General features: G+C 63.0%; 20 protein-coding genes. 11 read left to right on the top strand and 9 right to left on the bottom strand.

Going from position 1 to position 23,493, the window contains the following annotated elements:
• Nucleotides 1-154: 154 nt before the first annotated feature.
• From EDF56_RS19740 to EDF56_RS26040, 3 genes are all read right to left on the bottom strand, one after another.
• The gene (locus EDF56_RS19740; RefSeq protein ID WP_132390748.1) at nucleotides 155-1,243 is read right to left on the bottom strand and encodes a FecR family protein; all 1,089 of its coding nucleotides are present in this window, start codon (nucleotides 1,241-1,243) and stop codon (nucleotides 155-157) included.
• The gene (locus tag EDF56_RS19735; protein ID WP_165912265.1) at nucleotides 1,240-1,893 is read right to left on the bottom strand and encodes a sigma-70 family RNA polymerase sigma factor; all 654 of its coding nucleotides are present in this window, start codon (nucleotides 1,891-1,893) and stop codon (nucleotides 1,240-1,242) included. The genes EDF56_RS19740 and EDF56_RS19735 overlap by 4 nt, the downstream gene beginning before the upstream one ends.
• Before the next feature lie 108 nt (nucleotides 1,894-2,001).
• Entirely contained in the window at nucleotides 2,002-2,169 is a 168-nt protein-coding gene (locus EDF56_RS26040; RefSeq protein WP_165912264.1) for a hypothetical protein, read from the bottom strand.
• A gap of 147 nt (nucleotides 2,170-2,316) precedes the next feature.
• Between EDF56_RS26040 and EDF56_RS19730 the strand changes: the two genes are divergently transcribed.
• The 10 genes from EDF56_RS19730 (at nucleotide 2,317) to EDF56_RS19685 (ending at nucleotide 13,478) form a co-directional block, all read left to right on the top strand.
• Nucleotides 2,317-2,652, top strand: a complete 336-nt coding sequence (locus EDF56_RS19730) for an STAS domain-containing protein (protein WP_243652716.1) — start codon at nucleotides 2,317-2,319, stop codon at nucleotides 2,650-2,652.
• Nucleotides 2,649-3,017: a response regulator gene (locus EDF56_RS19725; RefSeq protein ID WP_132390744.1), complete on the top strand. Its 369-nt coding sequence runs from the start codon at nucleotides 2,649-2,651 to the stop codon at nucleotides 3,015-3,017. The genes EDF56_RS19730 and EDF56_RS19725 overlap by 4 nt, the downstream gene beginning before the upstream one ends.
• Entirely contained in the window at nucleotides 3,014-5,038 is a 2,025-nt protein-coding gene (locus EDF56_RS19720) for a chemotaxis protein CheA (RefSeq protein WP_132390742.1), read from the top strand. Before EDF56_RS19725 ends, EDF56_RS19720 begins: the two co-directional genes overlap by 4 nt.
• A 4-nt stretch (nucleotides 5,039-5,042) precedes the next feature.
• Nucleotides 5,043-5,570, top strand: a complete 528-nt coding sequence (locus EDF56_RS19715; RefSeq protein WP_132390740.1) for a chemotaxis protein CheW — start codon at nucleotides 5,043-5,045, stop codon at nucleotides 5,568-5,570.
• A gap of 11 nt (nucleotides 5,571-5,581) precedes the next feature.
• Nucleotides 5,582-7,267 (top strand): methyl-accepting chemotaxis protein, encoded by a 1,686-nt coding sequence (locus EDF56_RS19710; protein WP_132390738.1) that lies wholly within the window; start codon nucleotides 5,582-5,584, stop codon nucleotides 7,265-7,267.
• A 56-nt stretch (nucleotides 7,268-7,323) separates the two neighbouring features.
• Complete coding sequence (locus EDF56_RS19705; protein WP_132390736.1) at nucleotides 7,324-9,156, top strand: methyl-accepting chemotaxis protein; 1,833 nt, start codon at nucleotides 7,324-7,326, stop codon at nucleotides 9,154-9,156.
• A complete protein-coding gene (locus EDF56_RS19700) occupies nucleotides 9,153-9,650 on the top strand; it encodes a chemotaxis protein CheW (RefSeq protein ID WP_132390734.1) in 498 nt (165 codons plus the stop codon). Before EDF56_RS19705 ends, EDF56_RS19700 begins: the two co-directional genes overlap by 4 nt.
• A 126-nt stretch (nucleotides 9,651-9,776) precedes the next feature.
• Nucleotides 9,777-10,589 carry a protein-glutamate O-methyltransferase CheR gene (locus tag EDF56_RS19695; protein WP_132390977.1) on the top strand — a complete coding sequence of 271 codons (813 nt, stop codon included), beginning with the start codon at nucleotides 9,777-9,779 and terminating at the stop codon, nucleotides 10,587-10,589.
• Nucleotides 10,590-10,593: 4 nt separating this feature from the next.
• Nucleotides 10,594-11,682 carry a chemotaxis response regulator protein-glutamate methylesterase gene (locus EDF56_RS19690; RefSeq protein ID WP_132390732.1) on the top strand — a complete coding sequence of 363 codons (1,089 nt, stop codon included), beginning with the start codon at nucleotides 10,594-10,596 and terminating at the stop codon, nucleotides 11,680-11,682.
• Nucleotides 11,679-13,478 carry a hypothetical protein gene (locus tag EDF56_RS19685; RefSeq protein WP_243652715.1) on the top strand — a complete coding sequence of 600 codons (1,800 nt, stop codon included), beginning with the start codon at nucleotides 11,679-11,681 and terminating at the stop codon, nucleotides 13,476-13,478. The genes EDF56_RS19690 and EDF56_RS19685 overlap by 4 nt, the downstream gene beginning before the upstream one ends.
• A 128-nt stretch (nucleotides 13,479-13,606) precedes the next feature.
• On the opposite strand, the gene EDF56_RS19680 is transcribed toward EDF56_RS19685, so the two are convergent.
• Nucleotides 13,607-15,172, bottom strand: coding sequence for an EAL domain-containing protein (locus EDF56_RS19680; RefSeq protein WP_132390730.1), 1,566 nt, complete (start codon nucleotides 15,170-15,172; stop codon nucleotides 13,607-13,609).
• 364 nt (nucleotides 15,173-15,536) lie between these two features.
• Between EDF56_RS19680 and EDF56_RS19675 the strand changes: the two genes are divergently transcribed.
• On the top strand, nucleotides 15,537-16,058 hold the full coding sequence (locus tag EDF56_RS19675) for a hypothetical protein (RefSeq protein ID WP_132390728.1): 522 nt from the start codon (nucleotides 15,537-15,539) through the stop codon (nucleotides 16,056-16,058).
• A 196-nt stretch (nucleotides 16,059-16,254) separates the two neighbouring features.
• Here the strand turns inward: EDF56_RS19675 and EDF56_RS19670 are convergent, their stop codons facing one another.
• The 5 genes from EDF56_RS19670 to EDF56_RS19645 all read right to left on the bottom strand — a co-directional run bounded on the left by EDF56_RS19670 (nucleotide 16,255) and on the right by EDF56_RS19645 (nucleotide 23,344).
• Entirely contained in the window at nucleotides 16,255-16,548 is a 294-nt protein-coding gene (locus tag EDF56_RS19670; protein ID WP_279389727.1) for an HU family DNA-binding protein, read from the bottom strand.
• A 691-nt stretch (nucleotides 16,549-17,239) separates the two neighbouring features.
• Nucleotides 17,240-17,554, bottom strand: coding sequence for a hypothetical protein (locus EDF56_RS19660; RefSeq protein ID WP_132390722.1), 315 nt, complete (start codon nucleotides 17,552-17,554; stop codon nucleotides 17,240-17,242).
• Between the two features lie 256 nt (nucleotides 17,555-17,810).
• Entirely contained in the window at nucleotides 17,811-19,319 is a 1,509-nt protein-coding gene (locus tag EDF56_RS19655; protein ID WP_132390720.1) for a tryptophan halogenase family protein, read from the bottom strand.
• A 76-nt stretch (nucleotides 19,320-19,395) separates the two neighbouring features.
• Complete coding sequence (locus EDF56_RS19650; RefSeq protein ID WP_132390718.1) at nucleotides 19,396-20,700, bottom strand: cation:proton antiporter; 1,305 nt, start codon at nucleotides 20,698-20,700, stop codon at nucleotides 19,396-19,398.
• A gap of 553 nt (nucleotides 20,701-21,253) precedes the next feature.
• The gene (locus EDF56_RS19645) at nucleotides 21,254-23,344 is read right to left on the bottom strand and encodes a radical SAM protein (protein ID WP_132390716.1); all 2,091 of its coding nucleotides are present in this window, start codon (nucleotides 23,342-23,344) and stop codon (nucleotides 21,254-21,256) included.
• Nucleotides 23,345-23,493: the final 149 nt, after the last annotated feature.

Genomic DNA, 23,493 nt, shown 5'->3' with positions numbered 1-23,493 from the left:
CCCGCCTGGGCGCAGATACGCTTTGAAGCCTTGATAGCCATGTTTCCCCTCTCCCTACGGCGCTGGTTCTCTCCAGTCGCATTACACTGTAGAACGCTGGTGCTTGGGAAACCCGCATCGAAAACTTCAAATCAACCGGCGGCTTTTGCAATACTCAGCGTGAGGCGGGCGTTTTTCGAACGAGTTCGATGCTGCCGTCCGCAAGTTCTCGCGATTGGAGTGGAAGCATTTCGCCGAGAATTTCGGCAAAGTGTTCGGGATTTCCCGTCCTGAAGATACCGCTGACCCGCATGCCGGTGATGCCTTCGCGATTGGCGATCAGCTGCGTGGCCGAATAACGGTTCATCTCGGCGAGTGCTTCCGACAGAGGCACGTCATCGAACTCGACGAAGCCGTCCCGCCAGCGAAGCTGCTGCTCGACATCGACTTTGGACAGAGTTGGGGCCGCGCCGTCCGAAGCGACCAGCTCGTGGCCGGGAGTGAGCAAGGTCGGCACGATCCGGGAGCCCGACGATGCGCTTCCTCTTGCGCCATCAACGACGACTTTGCCTTCCGCAAGCGTCACCTGCATCCGGTTTGTGTCGAGACGAACCTCGAACACCGTGCCGACAGCGGTGACTTGCCGCCGGCCCGCCTGCACGACGAAGGGGCGGCCCGGTCGCTTCGCCACCTCGAACAGGGCTTCGCCGCGCAGCAGGGTGATCAGCCGCCGCTTCGGTTCGAATGCGACCCGCAGTGCGCTGTCGGTGTTTAACGTCACTGTGCTGCCGTCAGCGAGGGCGATCCGGCGCTGTTCACCCTTCGCCGTAATGTAATCGCGCGGTTCTGCGCCTGGCGTCGCCAATATCGGCGGCGTTGCCGAGGGCGCTCCCTGGAGGTTCACCGAGGGCTGCCGCCAGATTGCCGTGCCAAGTGCCCCGAATGCGGCCATCACCAGCAAAGACGCGGCTATGCCGGCGCCGATGCCAAGCCACAGAGACCGACGAGGCTCGGGACCTGCCGCCAACGCGAATTCGCGCAGCGCGTCGAGATGGGGATCCCCTGCCGCGTGGTCGAAAACGTCCCACATCTCACGCGCGCGGGCGTATGCCTCGGCATTGCTTCGGTTCTGCGCGTACCATGCGTCAAACTCCGCCTGCGCAGGAGCGTCGAGAGCGCCGCCATCCATCTGGACAAGCCAGTAGGAGGCTGCCTCATCCGGCGTCAGTCCCGCAGGAAGGCGAGGGGAAAGGGAAGTCCTCATTCCGGATCCCGCCTGCGTATCATGTGTGCGATAGCGCGCTGCATATGCTTTTCGACCGCGCTCACCGAGATGCCGAGGCGCGAGGCGATGTCCTGAAAGCGCATTCCCTCAAGCCGGCGCAACACGAAGATGACGCGAGTCCGTTCGGGTAGTTCCAGAAGCGCTGCCGTTGCCCGGGCCAGCCGTTCCTTACCTAGGAGGACATCTTCGGGCGAAAAATCGACGTTCGCATGGAGATCGGCATCGAACGGCTCGTGAGCGGTCTCATGCCTGGTCCGCATTCGTCTGAGCCGGTCGTTGAGCACGCTGCTCGCAGTTTCGAACACGTAAGCTTGCAAGTTTTCCAGACTGGCGACACCGCCGCGGCGGATCAGGCGGACGAAGACCTCCTGAACCATGTCTTCAAGTTCACAGGTTTCGGAAAATCGCCGTCCGAAGTGGCGCAGAAGCGATTGTCGGAACCGCTTGTCCAGCGCAGAAATCGTTTCCAGCTCTGCAGCCGCCAAAGGTGTGCCATTCAGGCTCACCTTCAGCCTGCGCGGCTCATCTGGTGGGTAGGGGCCGCCGAATATCCTGCGGCCCTGCGCAACGCCGAAAACGCAGCGCAGTTTGACCGAAGCCGATCGCGGCCGATATTTCTTGCGTTGCAAGGCACTTGCAATCCCCTCGGTTCCACCACTTTCGGGGGCGGAGCTGGTGTCCTCCCATTTCCATAAACGCTGAGGCGGCCAGAACCCACACCGGGAATTGGAATGCCTTCAGATCACGACCGAGCGCAAGACGATGTCATCACCCTGGTCGCGCATGGCGCAAGCCGGATCTCTCTCGAAGCATAGCAGGTTTGCGATGTTGGCCCAGATGCTGCTGGCGACTTCAGCCTCGCAGGCACAGGCTGGCTTGCGGATGAAAGCAACGCCATTCTGCAAGATAGGCGGCGACTGACCATGCAATCGTTGCGCATATGTTGCCCATCCGCAGGCTTATGCGAAAAAAATCCGGACTCCAAAGTCCGTATGCGCGCAGTTTCCTCTAAAATTTAGGAGGCTGCCCCCCGCGCCGACACGGTCGCACTCATGGGCGAAATCCGCGAGGACCCTATGCGCCAGGTCGTAACAGTTTCGAATACAGTAACGGTGCGATCTGCACATCTATTCTCGGAAAATCTGCTCGACTTGTTCTCTGCTGAGCAAGATGTCGATCTGGACTTGTCGGAACTTGTCGAAGTCGATCTTGCGTTTGTGGAGATTGTCTATTCCGCGCGAGAGCAATGGGCGCGCGCGGGTCGCGACTTGCGCCTGGCGCAGCCTGCCGAAGGGGCCGTTGCCGCGCTGCTCGGCCGCGCAGGCTTCCTGACGAACCTCACCCCCCGGGACCTTGAATTCTGGTTCCATGGAGAACTGCCGCAATGACTGCCTCTATCCTTACCGTCGACGATTCCCCCAGCCTGCGCATGGCGATCCGCATCGCGCTGACCGGCGCGGGCTACGACGTCACCGAGGCGGGCGACGGCGTCGAGGGGCTTGCCGCAGCGGCTGCCAAGCGGTTCGATCTTATCATCACCGATCTCAACATGCCCAATATGGACGGGCTGACGATGATCCGTGAACTGCGACAAGCGCCCGAACAGGCCGGTGTGCCGATCATCTTCCTTACCACCGAAAGTGACGATGCCATGAAGCAGCAGGCCAAGGCTGCCGGCGCCACCGGCTGGCTGGTGAAGCCCTTCGTGCCCGAACAGCTGATCAAGGTTTCGCGCAAGGTGCTGGGCCGGTGAGCACGCAAGACCCGGTCGCGGCGTTCCGCGTCGAGGCGGGCGAACTGCTGGACCAGATCGAGCACGGGCTGCTCGATCTCGGGCATCGGCTGGATGACCGCGCGCTGATCGATGAAGTGTTCCGGGGGCTGCACACGCTCAAGGGCTCCGGCGCGATGTTCGGTTTCGACGCGCTGGCCGAATTCACGCACCACTGCGAGACCGCGTTCGACCGCGTGCGCAAGGGGCTGGCGCCGGCGACACAGGAACTGGTGGCAGTGATCCTTTCCGCTCGCGACCACATGCGCGCGCTGCTCGAGGGGGACGGTACCGGGCTGGAAGCCACGGGTGCGGCGATCCTGGAGCAGCTTCAGGCTGCGATCGACGGCTGTGCGGGCGAGGCCTCCGGCTCTTCTGCTTCTCCCGTACCGACTTCCCCGGCAGGACAAGCCGCGCGCGGCGGCTGGCGCCTGTTCTTCCGCCTTCCCGCAGATGCCATGGCCAATGGCACCAACCCGTTGATGCTGCTGGACGAACTGCGCGAACTGGGTGACTGCCGGATCGTCGCGCGAACCGACACGGTTCCGCCGCTGGCCGATCTGGTGCCGACGGAATGCCACATCGGCTGGGACGTCGAACTGCGCGGCGATATCTCGCGCGACGATATCGATGATGTCTTCATCTTCGTGATGGACGACATGGAACTGACTATCGAGCCGCTTGGCGATGCGATTGCGCAGGCTCCCCCCGAGACTATTGAGGAAGTTCCGGTCGTAGAGGTTCCTGCCACCGCGCAGGACGTTTCCGTCAATCGCGTCCCTGCCAATGCAGGTGCCAAGACGAACGCGACGCCCGGTGAAAGCGTGCGCGTTCCCGCCGAGCGGCTCGACGAGCTGATGGACCGCGTTGGCGAACTCGTGATCGTGCAGAGCCGCCTGTCGCAGCTTGCCAGCGGCCATGGCTCGGCCGTGGGCAACGAGCTGGCGCTGCGCTCGATTTCCGAGGAAATCGAACGTCTTGCAGGCGAACTGCGCGATACCATGATGGTGCTGCGCATGGTGCCGGTGGCCAGCCTGTTCAGCCGGTTCCGCCGCCTGGTCCACGACCTTGCGCGTGAGACCGGCAAGACCATCGAGCTTTCGACCGAGGGCGAGACCACCGAAGTCGACAAGACCATGATCGAGCGTCTGGCCGATCCGATGGTCCATCTGATCCGCAACGCCTGCGACCACGGGTTGGAAACGCCCGAGGATCGCCTTGCCACCGGCAAGGCGGCTGCCGGGCAAGTCCATCTTTCCGCGCATCAGGCGGGCGGCGAGGTGCTGATCACCATCCGCGACGACGGGCGCGGAATCGACCGCGCCCGGGTACGGGCCAAGGCGGAATCGCAAGGGTTGATCCAGCCCGGCCAACAGGTTTCCGATCACGACCTGCTCCAGATGATCTTCCATCCGGGCTTCTCCACGGCGGCGCAGGTCACCAACCTGTCGGGTCGCGGCGTCGGCATGGACGTGGTCAAGCGCACGATCGAAAGCCTGCGCGGCGCCATCGACATCACTTCGGTGCCCGGCGAGGGCTCTACCGTCGTGCTGCGCATCCCGTTGACGCTGGCTATCATCGACGGTCTGCTCGTGCGCGTGGGCGAGGGGCGCTACGTGATCCCGCTGGGCGCGGTGGAGGAATGCCTCGAACTCAGTCTTGAGGAAGACCTGCGCTCACGTGGACGCAGCTTCATCACGCTACGCGACCGGCTGGTGCCGTTCCTGCGTCTGCGCGAGATCTTCGACACCGGCACGCGGCCCGATCCGCACCAGAAGATCGTGGTCATCGCCACCGGCAGCGAGCGCGTGGGACTGGTGGTGGACCAGATCATCGGCAGCCACCAGACGGTCATCAAGTCGATGTCCCCGCTGCACCGTGACGTGGCGACGTTTGCGGGCGCGACGATCCTGGGCGACGGTGGTGTCGCGCTGATCCTCGATGTCGCGCAACTCGTCATGCTCGGCCAGAACCAGGAGGAGCGGCTTCGCGCCGCCGGATAAGCCCATGAGCGACCTGATCCCCGAAAAGACGGCGACCCAGTGGGACGCCGCCGGCAATCTCGAAGTGCTGACCTTCAATCTGGGCGAGGAGACTTTCGCGCTGGAAGCCACGCTGGTGCGCGAAATCCTGGACCTGCTGCCCGAAACCCGCGTGCCCGGCGCGGCGCCGCTGCTGGGCAGCGTGGTCAACTTTCGCGGCAAGATCATCCCGATTGCGGACCTGCGGCTGGCCTTCGCCATGCCTGCGGCCGAAGCGACCGTGGACAGCCGTATCGTCGTGATCGAGACGGAAGCTGAAGGCGAGACGGTCCAGATCGGCATCCGCACCGACAAGGTGCACGAAGTGGCGACCTTGCAACGCGCCGCCAGCGAGGAACCGCCCGCCGTCGGCATGCGCTGGCGCCGCGATTTCGTTCGCGAACTGGTTCGCCGGCAGGACGGCGTGGTCGTCCTGCCCGATCTGGCCGCGATCTTCCATTCTCTGGTTGGCAGCGCGGATTCCGCCGCCGCCCAGCCATCCACACTTCACTGAGCCGGGGCAACATGCGCGCGACCATCAAGCTGAAGCTGGGGGGCACTTTCGTGCTCCTCCTGATCATCATGACCGCAACGATCCTGGTCGGGATTTCCCGCCTTACGATCCTGAACGACGCCATCGGCGATCTCGTCACCGGCCCTGCCAAGCAATTGGACCGCGCCCGCAGCATCGACGGCGGTGTCAGCATGATGGTGCGCGCGGAAAAGAATCTCACGCTGACCGACGATCCTGCCACGCGTCGCGATCTCGACGCGGAGATCGAGACCTGGCGCAACAAGGTTGAGCAGACTGTCGAGCAGGGCAATGCCGGCGCATCGGCTGAAACGCGTGCGGCGTGGTCGCAACTGCGCGACCAGTGGAACGCGTTCAAGCCGGCGAACGCGCAAGTCGCGGCGCTCAGCAGGACCGACCATTCCGCCGCCGTGGCGCTGACCATGGGTGAATCGCGCGACCGTGCCCACGCCGTGACCGCGAAGGTCGAGGAGCTGGTGCAGGTCGAACAGCAGACCATGGCCAAGGCGGACGACGATACCGAAGTCACCTACAATTCGGCGCGCACGCTGATGATCGCCATGGGCGTGACGGCGTTCCTGATCACGGCCGCAGCCGCTGCCTATCTGGCACTGCTGATATCGCGCGGATTGAAGACCGCCGGCGATGCGATGAGCCGGGTGGCCGATGGCGACCTGACGCGCACGGTGGAAATCCGCTCCGATGACGAGATCGGCGACCTGCTGGGCCACGTGAACACGATGATCGAGCGCTTGCGCGGTGTCGTGGGCGATGCCGGCGTTGCGGCCGAGAACGTGTCCAGCGGCAGCCAGGAACTCTCGGCCAATTCCGAACAGGTCTCGCAAGGCGCGACCGAACAGGCGGCTGCAGCCGAGCAGGCCTCCGCCTCGATGGAAGAGATGGCCGCCAACATCAAGCAGAACGCCGACAATGCGGCGCAGACCGAAAAGATCGCGCGCCAGTCCTCCAAGGACGCGGAATCGAGCGGCGTTGCCGTGAACCGGGCAGTCGGCGCGATGCGCACGATTGCCGAGAAGATCGGCATCGTTCAGGAAATCGCTCGCCAGACCGACCTGCTTGCGCTCAACGCGGCAGTGGAAGCCGCGCGTGCCGGGGAACATGGGCGCGGTTTCGCGGTCGTCGCCTCCGAAGTGCGCAAGCTGGCGGAACGCAGCCAGCAGGCATCCGCCGAAATCAGCGCGGTTTCCGGCGAAACGGTGCAGGCCGCCGCAGAAGCGGGCGAGATGCTGTCGAAACTGGTGCCGGACATTCGCCGTACCGCCGAACTCGTCTCCGAAATCAGCGTCGCCTGCCGCGAACAGGACATCGGCGCGTCGCAGATCAACGAGGCGATCCAGCAGCTCGATCAGGTGACCCAGCAGAACGCCGGCGCCTCCGAGCAGATTTCGACGACGTCCGAAGAACTCGCCGCGCAGGCGGAGGAGCTTCAGGCCTCCATCGCCTACTTCCGCGTCACCGATGCGCCGGTCCGCCGCAAGGTGCCGCCGATGGCGGTCCGCCCGGCGACGACTCCGGCGCGCAAGGCCGTGCAGCCGGCACGTTCCACACGTTCCCTTTCCGTCTCCGACCAGCAGGCCCGTGCCCGTGGTTTCGCGCTCGATCTCTCTACCGGCGGTCCGGATAGCGAGGACGAGGCCTTCAGCACCCACGCCGCCTGATCCGAACGGTTCCCGTCTTTCACCCCAAATCTGGGTTTCCAAGGCTACATTTCCCCATGCGTGCAACCATCAAAATGAAGCTGGGCGTCACGTTCGGCATAATCCTGCTCCTGCTGGCCGTGCTTGTCGGCGTCAGCCTCAGCCGTCTCAGCACTCTGAACACGGCGATTACCGACCTCATTTCCGGCCCCGCCGCGCGTCTCGACCGTGCGCAGAAGGTGCAGGTCGTGTTCGGCACGCTGTCGCGCAATGAGCGCAGCATGACGATGACGAACGACCCGTCCCAGCTGAAGGAGTTCGACGACAAGGTTTCTCGCGCGTTCGTCGAGTTCGATCGTCTGGTGGAAGAGGGTGAGGCAGCGTCGACGCCCGATACGCGTCAGACCTGGCTGGACATGCGGACCGCGCTCGACAACTTCAAGCCGATGGACACGCGCATCCGCGAACTGGCGCGCGCGAACCAGAACGACGAGGCAGCACGCCTGGCGCTTGGCCCGGCACGCGCCGTGCTGGACCGCGTCAACAAGCAGGCCGACGCCCTTGTCGATCGCGCCCGTGACGACATGAAGCAGGTCGATACGGATACCGACGCGCTCTACGCCTCGGCCCGCTATACGCTGCTGACCGTGGCCGCCATCGCCATCCTTGGCGCTCTGGCCGGTGGTGTCTGGATCTCGCTGATCGTCTCGCGCGGTCTGGGCCGTGTCAGCACCGTGATCAACGCGGTCGCCATCGGCGATCTCGATCAGGACGTCGAAGTCACCTCGAACGACGAGATCAAGGATCTGGTCGATACCGTGAACAAGATGACCGCCAACTTGCGCGTCAGCGCAAGCCTTGCCGACAAAATCGCCGACGGCGACCTGACCGTGACGCACAAGCCGCTGTCCGATGAGGACAAGCTGGGCCATGCGCTGGTTCGCATGATCGAGCGTCTGCGCGGCGTCGTCGGCGATGCCACCGTGGCCGCCAACAACGTGGCCAGCGGCAGTCAGGAACTGTCCTCGACTTCCGAACAGGTCTCGCAAGGCGCCACCGAGCAGGCGGCTGCGGCCGAGCAGGCATCGGCGTCGATGGAAGAGATGTCCGCCAACATCAAGCAGAACGCAGAGAACGCGGCGCAGACCGAGAAGATCGCCCGCCAGTCGGCACAGGATGCCGAAGCCAGCGGCATCGCGGTCGACCGCGCTGTGGGTGCGATGCGCACGATTGCCGAGAAGATCGGCATCGTGCAGGAAATCGCCCGCCAGACCGATCTGCTGGCGTTGAACGCGGCGGTCGAGGCCGCCCGTGCGGGCGAGCATGGTCGCGGCTTTGCGGTCGTCGCGTCCGAAGTGCGCAAGCTGGCCGAACGCAGCCAGGGTGCCGCTGCGGAAATCAGTGCGGTTTCGTCCAATACCGTCGATGCCGCCACCGAAGCGGGCGAGATGCTGTCGCGCCTCGTGCCCGACATTCGCCGCACTGCCGAACTGATCTCCGAAATCAGCGCCGCCTGCCGCGAACAGGACATCGGTGCCGGCCAGATCAATCAGGCGATCCAGCAGCTTGACCAAGTGACCCAGCAGAACGCCGGCGCGTCCGAGGAAATCTCGGCCACCTCGGAAGAACTCGCCGCACAGGCCGAGGAGCTTCAGGCAAGCATGGCCTACTTCCAGGTGGACGACGCCGGCAAGCAGGGCCGTTCGGTCGGCAACGCGCGCTCCGCTCCGGCCCAGCGCAAGCCGGCGCCGGCGAAGGTGGCGGCAAAGGCTCCGGTCAGGGCCCCGATCAAGAGCGCTGCCAAGCGCCCGGCCACCAATGGCCACGCCCGTCCCAATGGCTTCGCGCTCGATCTCACCATGGGCGGCGCGGACGACCACGACGACGCCTTCGGGATGCAGAACGCATGACGAGCGCGCAGGAAATCCAGGCCGTAACCTTCGGGCTTGGGGCAGAGATCTTCGCGGTGCCGGTGACACTGGTCCGCGAGATCCTGGACTATCGGGAAACCTTCCGCATTCCGGGCGGCCCGGATTACCTGCTTGGCCTGACGGACATGCGCGGGGAGGGCGTCACCACGATCGACTTTCGCCTGCGGCTTGGCCTGCCGGCGGCGGAGCCGACCCCGGCGACCCGCATTCTGGTGGTCGATATCCCGCTGGAGGACCGTGTGCTGGTGCTGGGGCTGGTGGTTGACCGCGTGATCGAGGTCACCAGCTTCCGCGCCGACCAGATGAGCGCGGCACCCGATGTGGGCGTGCGCTGGCCGTCCGACTATATCGGCGGCGTGGTGAAGCGCGAGGAAGGCTTCACGGTGCTGGTGGACATGGCGCGCATCTTCACGACCGAGGATGTCGCCCAGCTCTCTGCCCCCATGGCGATCCCGGCCGCGCAGCCCGCCTGATTTTCCCTGCGAAACGGGCGCCCGCTCGCGGGCGCCCACCCTTCTTTTATCCCGAAAGCCGCCACGATGTCCGCAGCCGCCCTTGCCACACGCAGTTCGTCCGCCGTGCAGCCGCTTGGCGATCACATGAGCAAGCGCAACTTCGCGCGGCTGGCGGCCTATATCTACGAAGAGTCGGGCATCAAGATGCCCGAAAGCAAGAAGACCATGCTGGAAGGCCGCTTGCGTCGGCGCCAGCGGGCAACCGGTTCGACAACGCTCGATGCCTATTGCGACCTGCTGTTCACGGCCGAGAATTTGCCCTCCGAAGGGCTGGCGCTGATCAACGCGGTGACCACCAACAAGACCGATTTCTTTCGCGAGCCCGGCCATTTCGATTATCTGAGCAATGTGATCCTGCCCGAAATGGCGGCGCGCGGCGTGCGCAGCATCCGCGCGTGGAGCGCGGCCTGCTCGACCGGTCCTGAACCTTACACACTGGCCATGGTGCTGGACGATCATGCCGAAACCAGCGGCGGCCCGAGCTATGGCATTCTGGCTACCGATCTCGATACCGATGTGCTGGATACCGCGCGCGCAGGCATCTACCCTGCGGAACTGGTGGAGCCGGTTCCGCCCGCCCTTCAGCGTAAATACGTGATGTTTTCGCGCGATCCGAAGCGGCGCGACGTGCGCATGGTGCCTGCGCTGCGCAGCGCGATCGGTTTTGCCCGGCTCAACCTGATGGACGATCACTATCCGGTGGGTGAGCCGATGCACCTGATCTTCTGCCGCAACGTGCTGATCTATTTCGACAAGCCCACGCAGCGCAAAGTCGTGGCGCAACTGGTCGATTGCCTGAAGCCGGGGGGCCATCTGTTCCTGGGCCATTCGGAATCGATCACCGGGCATGACCTGCCGCTGACGCAGGTGGCCAACACCGTGTTCCGGAAGGGCTGAGGCGATGCTGACGGGCAAGAAGATCCGCGTCCTCGTCATCGACGATTCCGCCAGCGTCCGCCAGGCGATGACCGCTATCCTTCAGGAAGATCCGGAGATCGAAGTGATCGGCGCCGCCCCCGATCCGTTCAGCGCCGCGCGCCGGATTCAGGAGGAAGTGCCCGACGTCATCACGCTGGACGTGGAAATGCCGCGCATGGATGGCATCACCTTCCTGCGCAAGCTGATGTCGCAGTGCCCCGTGCCCGTGGTCATGTGCTCGTCGCTGACCGAAGAGGGCTCCGAAACGCTGCTTCAGGCGATGGAAGCGGGCGCCGTGGATGTGATCCTGAAGCCCCGCATCGGCGTGGCCGATCATCTGGCCGAGCACAATCTCCAGATCCGCGACGTTGTGAAGGGCGCCTCCCGCGCGCGCGTTCGCGGCCGTCCGCCGGTGCGTGAGAGCAGGCCGGAGGGCCCGCCGAAGAAACTGACCGCCGATGCCGTGCTGCCCCCGCCCAGCGGCCGTGCGATGAGCCGCACGACCGAGATGGTGGTCTGCCTTGGCGCCTCCACCGGCGGGACGGAAGCACTGCGCGAAGTGCTGGAGGCACTCCCCGCCAACGCGCCGGGCGTCGTCGTCGTCCAGCACATGCCGGAGAATTTCACCCGCGCCTTTGCCAAGCGGCTCAACGGTCTGTGCGAAGTGGACGTGAAGGAAGCGGCGGACGGCGATCCGGTGCTGCGCGGCCATGTGCTGATCGCTCCGGGCGGCAAGCACCTGATGCTGGAACGGCAAGGTGCGCGCTATTGCGTGGCGGTGAAGGACGGCCCGCTGGTTTCGCGTCATCGCCCCTCGGTGGACGTGCTGTTCCGCTCTGCCGCGCGTTCCGCAGGATCGAACGCGGTGGGCGTGATCATGACCGGCATGGGTGACGATGGCGCGCGCGGGCTGCTGGAAATGAAGCAGGCCGGCGCGCGAACCTTTGCGCAGGATGAGGCGACGTCGATCGTGTTCGGCATGCCCAAGGAAGCGATTGCGCGCGGGGCAGCGGATCGGGTGATCCCGCTCGGCTCCATTGCCCGTGAAGTGCTGACGGCCACTGCTCGATGACTACCATCTGTTTTCCCGAGCCCGTCTCGGACGATCCGGCAACGACCGGTCTGGAGGATGCATTGTTTCTCGCCACCATCTCCGAGGATTCCCTTGAGGCCGCGCCTGCGCGTATGGAGCTTCGCGACGCGCTTGCCACCGTGGCGAGCGGGCTGGATGCGCGCTTCGTTGCCGCCGGAACGGCGCTTGCCCGCGCCTATGAGATCGTCGAAGCCCTGATCGGCGCGCTGGAGAGCGTCACCAACGCCTTCGAGCGCGATGCGGCAGAGGCGGCGGTAGACAACATGCGCGGCACCGCCGACCGGTTGATGCGCCTGCCCGTGATCCAGTCTTCGCGGCGCAAGGCGCTGATCTCGATCGAGCAGGCAAGTGCGGCGCTTTCGGGGCAGATCGATCAGGTCAACCGTACGCTGAGCTTCCTGCGTATCTGCGGCCTCAACATCAAGGTCGCGGCCGCCGGTTCCGGCGATTTCTCCGGCTTTGCGGACATGATGTTCGCCAAGATCGACCTTGGCGAAGAGGAAATGGCAAGCATCTCGCGAGAGATCGGCTGGCTGGCCGAGGCCGTGCCGGGCATGTTCGAGGTTGAGGATCAGCTTGCGGCCGAATGTGCGCTGGTGGTTCCGCAGGTGCCGTGCAAGCTGGCGGACGATGCGCTTGCCTTGCAGGATCATCAGGTGGACCTTGCCGAACGTGCGGTGCAGATTTCCGACGTTGCGCGGCGCATCCGCAGCCAGGTCGGAACCGCGCTGGGCGCGCTGCAAGTGGGCGATATTACCCGGCAGCGACTGGAGCATGTGGCCGATGGTTTGCTTGACCTCGACACGTTTCTGGAAGCGCCGTCGGACCTGACGCCGGACGTTCTGGAGATCATTGCCGGCCACGCAACGGCGCTGCTGGCGGCCCAGGCGGCGGACACGCTGGACATTTTCCGGAACGAGGCGCGCCTGCTGACAAGCAGTCTGCGCGGCATCGGCCCGAACGCGGCGGCACTGCTGGAACTGCGCGTGAGCGAGAATGCGGACGAGCCGGACGGCGAGGGTGTGTTCCTGCAAATGCTGGAAACCAGCGTTGCCGAAGTGGCCAGCGTGACCGAGCGGCTGCGGGAGGCGGATGCGCGCTCGAACCGGCTCAGCAACGTAGCCTCCACCACGGCGCGCAACCTCGCGAAGCGATTGGCGACGGTCCATCGCATCACTAGCGATGTGCAGCAGATGGCGTGGAACACCGATCTGCGCTGCTATCGCATGGGCACGGAAGGGCGCGGACTGGCGGTGGTGGCCGCCGAGATCCGCGGATTTGCCGCCACCCTGGCGACGATCGCATCGGCCATCGCGCAATCGTTCGACGGGCTGACTGCTGCTGCCGCGACGATTGGCGGCACCGAAGAGGACGAGCCGGTGGACGCCGGGCAGGCACTGAAGGAGTCGCTGGATTGCATCCGTGACGGTGGCCAGCGCATGCGTCGCGGGCTGTCCGAACTGGACCATGGCGCGTCGGCGGTGGCGGAAATCCTTCAGGAAACGACTGACAGGATCGATTGCGAGGCCGAAGTCGGCGACCCCTTGCTGGAAATTGCCGATCGCCTGGCGGTGCTCGGCCAGGAATGTGCCGATGTGCCCGAAGAGGCCGTGGCCGCGCTCGGCGACCTGCTGGGCACGATCGCCGCGCGCTATACGATGGCCCGCGAACGCGAAGTGCACCGCGCTTTCATGCCGAACGCCAGCGAGGATGCCGCACCGACAGTCGACATGTTCGACGATGATGATGACGATTTCGACGACGGCCTGTTCTGACCGGCGTCGAGGCTGACCTGCATCGGTACCGTGCGGTGGGCCCGGCCGCGGGCGTTTGGCAGGAGGTCGGTATCGTTGCGGTTTGTCCCCCTCCAATTGCTGACCTGAGGAAGGGGGCATCCACCCGATCAGTTCGGTCCATCATTCAACTGATGGCAGTACTCGATGAATTTTTCGGCCGACAGCGCCGGTGAGTAGAGCCAGCCTTGCGCAAATTCCACCCCCGCCGAGCGTAGGTATGCTTCTTGGGAAGGCGACTCGACACCCTCGGCGACTATGGTGAGATTGAGGCTGTGCGCCATATCGATCAGGTGCGGCGTGACGACGCTGGTCGCGGCGCTCCGGCCTATCGTATCGACGAATGATTTGTCGATCTTGATCGTGTCGACCGGGAGCGCTTCGAGCAATGACAGGCTCGAATAGCCGGTACCAAAATCGTCGATCGAAACCGCATGCCCTGCGGCGCGGGCGCGCTCGATAGTGGCGCACGCCAGTTCGGGCTTGATGAAGCCACGCTCCGTCGCCTCGAGCCAGATGTGGCTTGCCGGTATACCCCACCGCTGCAACGCCGCATGCAGGTTGGGCAGGAAACGCCCGCTTTCCATATCATTTGCGCTAATGTTGATGGCTACATGTACATCGAGCCCAGCGCCGAGCATCCGTGCGAGATCCTCTGCAACGCATTCTATCATCAGGTCGGTAATGGCTTCGATCAGGCCCGTTCTTTCCGCGAGAGGGATCAGCAGATCGGGTGGCATGCGGTCGGGACCGGGGCGCCTCCAGCGGACCAGCGCTTCCGCGCCAATGCATCGTCCACTCTGCAACTCTATGAGGGGTTGATAGTGGGCAATCAGCTTGCGGTGCCGAATGGCGAAATCCAGCTCATTCTCAGGCGAAAGCCGCTGGCGGGAGACCCAGGCAATGGTCCCGATGAGAATTGCCGACACAATCAGTCCGGTCGGCACAAGCAGCAACCACTCCCGGCGCAGGCGTCGCTCAAACTCTTCGCGGTCGGAGACGGCAAAGGCCATCAAGCCAGCCCCGCTCGTTGATACGAACATATTGCGATCGTCCATGCCGGACCCGGTATGGTGCGCCATCGCAGATATAAGGCTGTTATCCACGTGGCCTGAAATAGCGATCGGCCGGCCATCGGCAGTGGCAACCCCCAGCGCCATTTCACCATCGCGAAGTACGTCAACCAGCCGCTGAGGATTGATCAACACTCTATGATCGCCAAGAACCAGCCCGATCACGGGGTGACCTTGGCTGACCAGGGGATTGACCTGTAGCTGCAGGGCAAAACCGCCAGGAAGCGGATGTTCCGGTGCCTGTTCGGGAACCGAGTGAGACACCGTCCCCCAGCTCGTGCAGGCAAGTTTTCCATCGTTGAAATAGCCAACCTGGTCGATAAATCGATTATCGAAGGCAAGTTGCCGCATGCGGGCGATGTGCGCGGGTGAACAGCCAACCCAACCTTCCTGCTCCAGCTGCTTCAACGTAGCTTGGGCGTTGCTCAGCGTGAGGGTTGCGCGCTCAAGGGTCCAGCCAGCGTATTGCGCCAGATGTGCGCGCTCGGCTTTGTGCGCGCGCTCTCGTGAGAGCAGCGAAACGCAGATCAAAGGCAAAATAGCCGCGCTCAACGCAAGAAGCGTTGCAGCATACAATATAGAGCGACGACGCCTAGCAATCATCCTAGGCTCCTCAAATTGACCGCCAAAGTTACGGTTACGCCGCGAATTTATATTCCAAATCGAGAGCAATTCCATTTTGTAATTAAGGCAGCCGGCACGGTTTTTGGAGTGTGCCTGACTGCGTAATCCAGTGTGGATTTTCCGGGCCGGATGCTTCAAACAGCTAGGCAGCCTTTCGTCCGGGGAGATAAAGAATTCAACGCCGTAGCTCCCGACGATCTGAAATCAGTTCAAGCACGGCATGATGACCTCGGCAGGGACTGGCGCCCCATCCATCCTCGATTTTGACAGCCCGATTGCGGCAAGTTGCCGAGCCTCAGGCCGGCAAGCGCCGCTAGAACACACCGTCAGGGAGCACATTTCTATGCGTAAGATTATTTCGGCAGTCGCCGTGAGCTTGGCGCTTTGCGCGACGACCACGGCGCAGGCGGCCGATACGGCAAGCTGCATTACCCAGCAGGAAATGGACGGGATCATCACCTACTTTCTGCCCAAGGTGTTCGACCAGGTCGCGCAGAAGTGCAGTTCCGTTTTGCCTGCCGACAGCTACGTTCGCACCTCACTGCCCAGCCTGGCGACGCAGTTTGAGAACCGTAAGATTGCGGCGTGGCCTATGGCGAAATCAGCGTTTCTCAAACTGGGTCAATCGGAAGGCAAGGAGATCGCCGGCGTGTCGGATGACGTGTTGCGCCCATTGATCGACGAGGCGTTATCCGCCCGAATGTCCATTCCGATCAAGCCTTCGACCTGCGGCGACGTGAACGACATCATGGAAGCACTGTCACCTCTTTCACCCGAGCAAACAGTGCATCTCGCCTCTGCGATCATCACGGTGGCGACCCGCGATGGGAAGGCAATCCTTCCTTGCCCAAGGCGCGCGGACTAATCCGAACGTCGAACTAGGGGCAATCGAACCGCAACCCGGGCCTATCGTGGCTGCAAAGCTCCGGGGCCCCTGGGATAGCGCGCGTTGCAGTAAGGTGTTTTCCGCCACAAGATCTCGTGGCGCAGATGTCGGCGGCCCATGAAGAGGACGGCACGGCGCTGGTGGCGGCGTGCCGTCCCATTTTTAAAGTGCTGGCTTAGCCGTTCAACTTGTCCTTGACGGCCTTAGCTGGGGCGAACGTCAGCTTCTTCGAGGCTGCGATCTGGATGGTCTCGCCGGTCGAAGGGTTGCGGCCTTCGCGAGCCGGAGAGTCCTTTACTTTGAACTTTCCAAAGCCGTTCAGCGAAATTTCGTCGCCCGCAGCCGCCGCTTCGGCGATCGCTACGAAGACCGCATCCACGGCCTTCTTGGCATCAGCCTTCGTGACGCCAGTTTCAGCAGCCAGCTTCTCGGCGAGATCGGAATTGTTCATTGTCGTATTCTCCTGCAGTTATGACTGAATTCTGCCGAGAGGATTATAGCCGACGACGCAGGTCAGCAATGTCATCCCGCCAACGCCTGTGCACAGTTCACCCGGGCCCCTCGGATTTCATCCAGCCCCCTGTCCGATTACCCCGGTCGGCAAGCCGGGTGGGGCATGCATGGTCAGCATCTCTGACTGGTCGGTCGGCGTCGCGATCCACGGCGGGCCTGCGCCCTATGACGGAGTGTTCGGCCCACGGCTCAACATCGCTGCGATCTCGCGTTCTGCATCCGTCGCGTCACTAATGAGCAGGCGCAATGCCTTCGCAGTGTCTTCCAAGAGGCCGGCGCCAATAGGCCGCTCGCCATTTATGAAACGTCGGATAGCCCGCTCATCTATGTTGAGGCGCCGCGAGAAAGCAGTGGTGCCTCCAAAGAGTTGGACGCAATAGGCAAAATGCTCGCGTTGCTCGTCGCTTGAAGAAATCGTCATTCTCTCTGCCTGTTGGTTGGTTTTCGCAGTTATAAGTTATCTTGCGAATGACGTAAAACGGGGCGTGTCGGAGGGGGCGCAGCCGTTCAACCATGCATGTAACTGCCTTCAAGTTTCGGGATACCCGTTCTTCGGTGGCGCTCCAGTTATCTCGAAATCAGCTCGCTATCCCATGGTTTGACGGAACGGACGCCGCCCTCATCTGATCCGCTGCGGCAGCCATTGCCTAGTTGCCGTCTGCATCGACCGTGAAAACCATGGGCTTGCCCCGAGAATCGGGTTCCCACCCAGCCAGCAACGCTGCCCGGATTCCCCGAGAGACAATCGCGTCGCCGATTTGAAGGCGCCCTCGTTGCATTCCTTTTAGCAAACGCTTCGGCGGGGGAAACTCCAGCAAAGCGCCGCGCTGGGTGTGTTTGCGGAGCAATGCAACTGTCATGCCTCTCCAGCCATCGAAGTCACTCCACTGCGGCTCGCTCCGGAGCTCCCATTCATATTGAAGTCCATCGACCTCGACGATACCGGCTAGCTTGTTGGTCATGGCAACACGCCTAGCAGGTCTCTGCTCGCAAACCACCCGTCGATCCTCAAAGTAGCCAGATGGGCGGGACCGCTGTTTATGGGCGCGGAAGGGCGCTCTACAACGGCGTATCCCATCTCCTTCAGGAGGTGCTGGGGAAAGCGGCCGATACTCTCGTGATCTTTCAGGAGGACTGGGGACGAAGTGGCCTCTCCGTCCCCGCCTATGCGCCACTCCTACGAGCCCTGATTGATCAGGGCTGGGTCGGGTCCGATCGTCAGAACGCCTCGGCCGGACAATAGGACCTGATGAAGTCCGGATGGGTCGGCATCTTCGCGGCGATTTTGGAAATTTCAGATCGCATCCGATCCAGATGGCCTCGCAGCTCAGCGTCCGGCATCATCTCGGCAAGTCGATGATAGCCAAGAGGGGCGAGGCGCTGGCCCAGCAGGACTGACGTCCAGCTGTCGACGCGGAAAAGCTCGTCCTCCAGCTTGAAGGCGCGCGCATCTTCGCGCCACAGGTCCAGCCGTTCCTTCAGGGAATCGGGAATGTCCATGGTCCGGCAACGGCGCCAGAAGGCGGAATCGTCCCGCTCGGTGACGTGATAATGCAGAATGATGAAATCGCGGATGGATTCGAATTCCAGGCGCGATTTCTCGTTGAAATGGTCGATCAGCGCTTCGTTGCAGCCGTTGAACGGGAAGTCCTGGATCAGCCGGGTGACGGCCGCCATCATCAGGTGGATGCTGGTCGATTCCAGGGGCTCGATGAAGCCGCCGGCAAGGCCCAGGCCCACGCAATTGCGGAACCAGCTCTTCACGCGCATGCCGGTCTTGAAGCGCAGGAGCCAGGGCTCGATCGTCGGCTCGCCGTCGATCTCGGCCAACAGCTTTGCCCGGGCTTCGTCATCCGACATGAATTCGTTGCAGAAGACGATGCCGTTGCCTTCACGGTGCTGCAGTGGGATCTTCCAGCGCCAGCCCGCCTCGTGCGCGTAAGCGCCGGTATAAGGCTGGGGCGGATTGGACGATCGCGACTGGACGGCGACGGCGCTGTTCGTGGTGATCCAGCGCCCCCAATCCTCGAATTCGACGCCGAGAGCCTGCCCCAGAAGAAGGGAGCGGAAACCGGTGCAATCGACGAAAAGGTCGCCTTCGACCCGCTCTCCCGATTCCAGCGTCAGCGCATCGATGAAGCCGCTTTCGGGATGGAGATCGACATTGCGGATCTTGCCTTCGATCCGTTTGACGCCCGCCGGCTCGGCAATGGCGCGCAGGAAGCGGGCGTAGCGCGTGGCATCGACATGATAGGCATAACCCATGTTCGGTGCCGCGTTCACCGACATGCGGTTGGCCTCTCCGGCTACCCATTCCAGGCAATATTCGCCCAGTTCGCCGCCAAATCCGCGCGATTTTGCATGCAGCCAGAAGTGGTGGAATTCCGCCATCCACGAAACGCGCGTGCCGATCGTGCCGAAGGGGTGGATGTAGCGATCGCCAACCCGGCCCCAATTCCTGAACTCGATCCCCAGTTTGAAGGTCGCCTGTGCGGCGGCCATGAACTGGTCCTCCTTGATCCCCATCAGGTCATGGAAGCTCTTGAAAGTCGGCACGGTGGATTCGCCGACACCGACGGTCGAGATCTCTTCCGATTCGATCAGGGTCACATCGATCAGCCGCCCCAGATGACGCGCGAGCGCCGTGGCGGTTACCCAGCCAGCGGTGCCGCCTCCTGCGACTACGACGCGTTTCACCACACGGTCCGACGAAGGATCCTGCTGCATTTCCACTTCCCATGATGGCGGCATCGAGGCCGCATTGTACGATATTCGAACGACTGTGTCCGGCTGAGCGGACGGTTCAGATGGCCGGGACGGTCGGACGTTCCGCCGCTTCGTCCGCATCCTCGTTCAGTGAGCCCAATGCGCCGCTGGCCCGGGCGCGTCGGCCATAGACGAGTTCGAACAGGGGGGAGGCCATCAGCGTCGTCACCAGTGCCATGACGACGAGCATCGAGAACAGTGCCGGGCCGATGATGCCCTTCTGCAGCCCGATGTTGATGATGATCAGTTCCATCAATCCGCGCGCGTTCATCAACGCGCCAACGGCCAGCGCGGTCGGATTGTCCTGCCCGGTTAGCCGAGCCGCCGCCCAGCAGGCCGCGCCCTTGGCAAGGATGGAGCCGATCAGGATAACCAGCGCGATGCCGACGAGTGCGATGCTGTTTACCAGCGTCAGCTGCGTGTTGAGGCCGGAGAAGGTGAAGAACATCGGCACCAGCAGCGCCAGCGTGAAGGGTTCCAGCTGGTTTTTCAGTTCACGGCTGAGCAGCCCGCGCGGCATCGCCACGCCCAGCAGGAAGCCGCCGAACACCGAATGGAGACCGGCCGTATCCATGGCCCAGGCGCTGAGCATGAACAGCGCCACGATGGTCGCCAGCAGTGGCGGCACAATGCGTCCCTCGCGCTCTGCCCAGCGCGCCAGCGGCGCCAGCAGGTGGGGGCCGGCGGTGAGCATGAACAGCGCGAACAGTCCCCCGCCCGCCACGGCCTTGATCGCCACGGCCGGGCCGCCGCCGAAACTGGCAAGGACTATCGCCAGCACCGTCCAGGCGCCCACGTCGTCGATCGCGCCGGCCGATAGCGACAGCGATCCCAGCGGCGTACGCGCGAGCCCGCGCTCCTGAATGATGCGGGCAAGGACGGGGAAGGCGGTGATCGAGATGGCTGCTCCCATGAACAGCGTCGCCTGGAACGTGCTGACCTGTGGTCCGAACAGGTTCAAGCCGAACAGCCAGGGGGTCATCGCCACGGCAACCAGGAAAGGTGCTGCCATGCCGGACAGGGACACGGCAAAGGCGCTGCGGGCGTTCACGCGGAAATGGTCGGTCCTGAAGCCAAGGCCAACGAGAAACATGTAAAGCCCCACGCCCAGTTGGGCGCCGACGTAGAGGACGGATTTCGTTTCCTTGGGAAACAGGAAATGCTGGATGTCCGGGGAAAGCAGCCCGAGCAGCGATGGGCCGAGCAGAATGCCGGCGATCATTTCTCCGATGACCTGCGGCTGATCGAAGAAGCGCTTCATGGCCCAGCCGGTCGCGCGGCATGCGGCGATGATCACGAACATCTGCAAGAAGAACGCGACGCTCAGTTCCGCGGGACTCATGCATCTCTCTCCAATAGCCCAGCTGCCGCGCTTGGGTTGCGCGGTCATTCAGGCGAGGGAAGTGAGCCGGGCTTGCCTCTTCGCGCAAGCGGTTTTCCCTGGCGGCAGTGTCCCTGGGAACCGATTTTCAAAGGTGAGGCGCGGTTTGTTGCCGAAGTGCCACAAGTGCCGGAAATTGGGCATTGATTGCGATGTCATAGCGCCCCGGAAACACATCCGCACCATGCCCATCCGGTTAATGACGTGATCAGCCTCCCACATGGTGAAGAATGGTCAATGCTCGCGTCTCGCCGGGTTTCCAAGGCAGCCGCGCCACCGCCGACAGATGATGCCCCGTGTTGCAGAATCGGCACGTCCATTCGGGCAGCCCCAGCGCTATCAGGGCAAAGCGTAAGCTTCTGGTATAGCTCAGGCAGCGCGGCCCGCCGGACGCTTCCGCTCGAACCGCTTTTGCATCACCCGAAAGGAAGCCTGTCTCCAACAAAGTGAGGTCAGAATCTGACCTCAAATCTCCCAAAAAGCTCGCGCTAGGAACGAGATCATGCCCATCGGCTCAGATCCCGTCGCGGAAATGCCCGGCAGGGCGTTCCGGCCCTGACATCTGCTTGCTGGCACAATGCCGCTCGGTCCCACCAAGACAGATCTGGCAGCCACGACTTGTGGCGATACCGTTAGAAAGCTGCGCAAACATTCGCAGCGCCTGCTGGCTTGTCAGCGCATCGTGCAGATTGTCGAAGTCCGACAGAGAGCCAAAAGTCGCGGTGCTGTTGAGATCGAGACAGCAGATGCCGAGCCGGCCCGTGGCAAAAATCGCCAGCGAAGGAACCTTGGTAAAGCCGCAACTCCGCCCGGTCACCAGCTTGCGATCGACAGCCCAGCGCGGATCGTATTCGAGCAGCAGATTGGCATAAGTGCCAACCGGCCGTGCCGACATGAAGGCACTCTGCCTTCCGCCGTTCACATCCACCCAACTCAGGATCGGCATATGGTCGTGATCGCCATGGCTGGCCTTGAGAAAAGCGCGGTAAATGTCCTCCTGGCTACTGCTGAGCGCTATGACCTGTGCCTCCGGCGGCGCAGCGGCAGCGATATCCGCAGCGATAGCCTCCCATTTGCGGACATGTTTAAGCATCCGTTCCGGCGTTTCAGGGAAGGCACTGCGGGTAACTTCATCGACGCGGAGATCTACAGCTCCGTTCGAAACCATCTGATAGAGGCGAAGGTGTGATGGCGCCTGTTCGTAGGCCATCTGCCGCAGCAGCCCGGAAACGCGTGTGACCAGCGTCTCGTAATCGCCGATCTTGTGGCTGCGGGTCGCCTCGTAGGATTCCTGGCTGTCGTTATGGAGCGAGATCGCGATACCGGCGGGATAGTTTCCGGAAAGCTGCTTCAGCTTCTTCTCAACCAACGTCATCCCGTGGGACGTGAAGAAGGTGGGAAACGGTAGCTTGCGCTCACGAATATAAGCCAGGATCTCTGAAATATTCGGATGCAGCAGGGGTTCGCCATAAGCGTTCAGCTGCATCGATCCCACGCTGAGCGTATCTGCCAGCTGGTCGATCAGATCCTTCACTTGCTGAAGCGGCAGCCAGGAACGCGCATCCTCGCGGAACATATCCGGGCAGAAAGTACACTTCTGATTACAGTGGTTCGTGATCTCCAACCACACAGTGTCGACGTGGGGCTTCCCCCCACGCATCGGATAGCCGGTCACCGCCGGGTTTGCGCCAGGTGCCACGAAACTGCGCAACATGGCCGCAGCACTTTCCGCCTCGGCGGTGTCAAGGAACGGGAAGTTGCCGCCGGCCATCTGCGCCTCAAGAATGGCAGCCGCAGCAGACGTTACCTTCGGCGCCGCAGCGAAAGCCCAACGCATTTGGTCGGCTTGTAGACTGGCTTCATCGCCACATGCAGCCTGAACCGCAACGAGCAGCGCGAGATCCGCAGCCAGTTCCATCTTGTCCTCGTCCCCCACTGGCAGCGCCAGGGCAGCGCCGGCGAGGGAGCGGGTCTTCGCAAGATCACCGGCGGCCAGCGCGAAGCGAATTCCCGCCCGGTGTGCGGCAAGGTTGATTGGGGATACGTCGATTTCAGCCCGCGCCGCCTCGGCATCAGCAAAAGCAATAGCCGCATCGGCCAAGTAGTCGCCTATCGATGATGCACAGCTGGCCCAACGGCACCGCGCCACCCAGGCAGAGTGGTTAAGGCCCGGACCAGTGCGCTGCTTGCGGGCATCGGCGAGCAAAAGCGCAGCCTGCTCGTGTGCACCGGCGCAGGAAAGCAGGCCGACAAGCGCCAACAAACTCTCCTCGTTCAGCACACTCACATCTCTGGGACCGCTCCCGAAAGTGCATTCCAGCATCAGGTCAAACATCAATCCGGCCAGTTGTGGCGGAATGGCCAGGAGTGCATCATAGACGGCAGGCGCCCGGGCATCGGTGCGAAACGCTTCGATCAGCAGACGAACGCTGAGGGCGAGGACCGAGTTGATCCCCGGCATCTGCTCTTGCGTTACGCCTTCCAGCGGGGCGAGCGCATCACCGATGCCGGTCAGACCGTCGCGTTCGATTAGACGCTGTGCCTGTTCCACCACGTCGACCGGCGCGATAGGACGCGCTTCAGGATGGATGATGGATTCAAACATAATGGACTGCTCCAGCTGAGCGCATCCGGCCTTCTGCCGTCGCGTTAAGGTGTGGCACCGAATGCCCGGTTTATTATAGGCGCTGCTGGCGCACTGTCGGTCGCATGCGGCGCGACTTTCAGCCTATGGTCGAGGTGGTAGGCATAGGG

This window comes from Novosphingobium sp. PhB165, from assembly GCF_004341845.1.
Taxonomy (GTDB): domain Bacteria; phylum Pseudomonadota; class Alphaproteobacteria; order Sphingomonadales; family Sphingomonadaceae; genus Novosphingobium.
The sequence above is the reverse complement of the archived record's forward strand: the minus strand, read 5'-3'. Positions and strand labels throughout refer to the sequence as shown.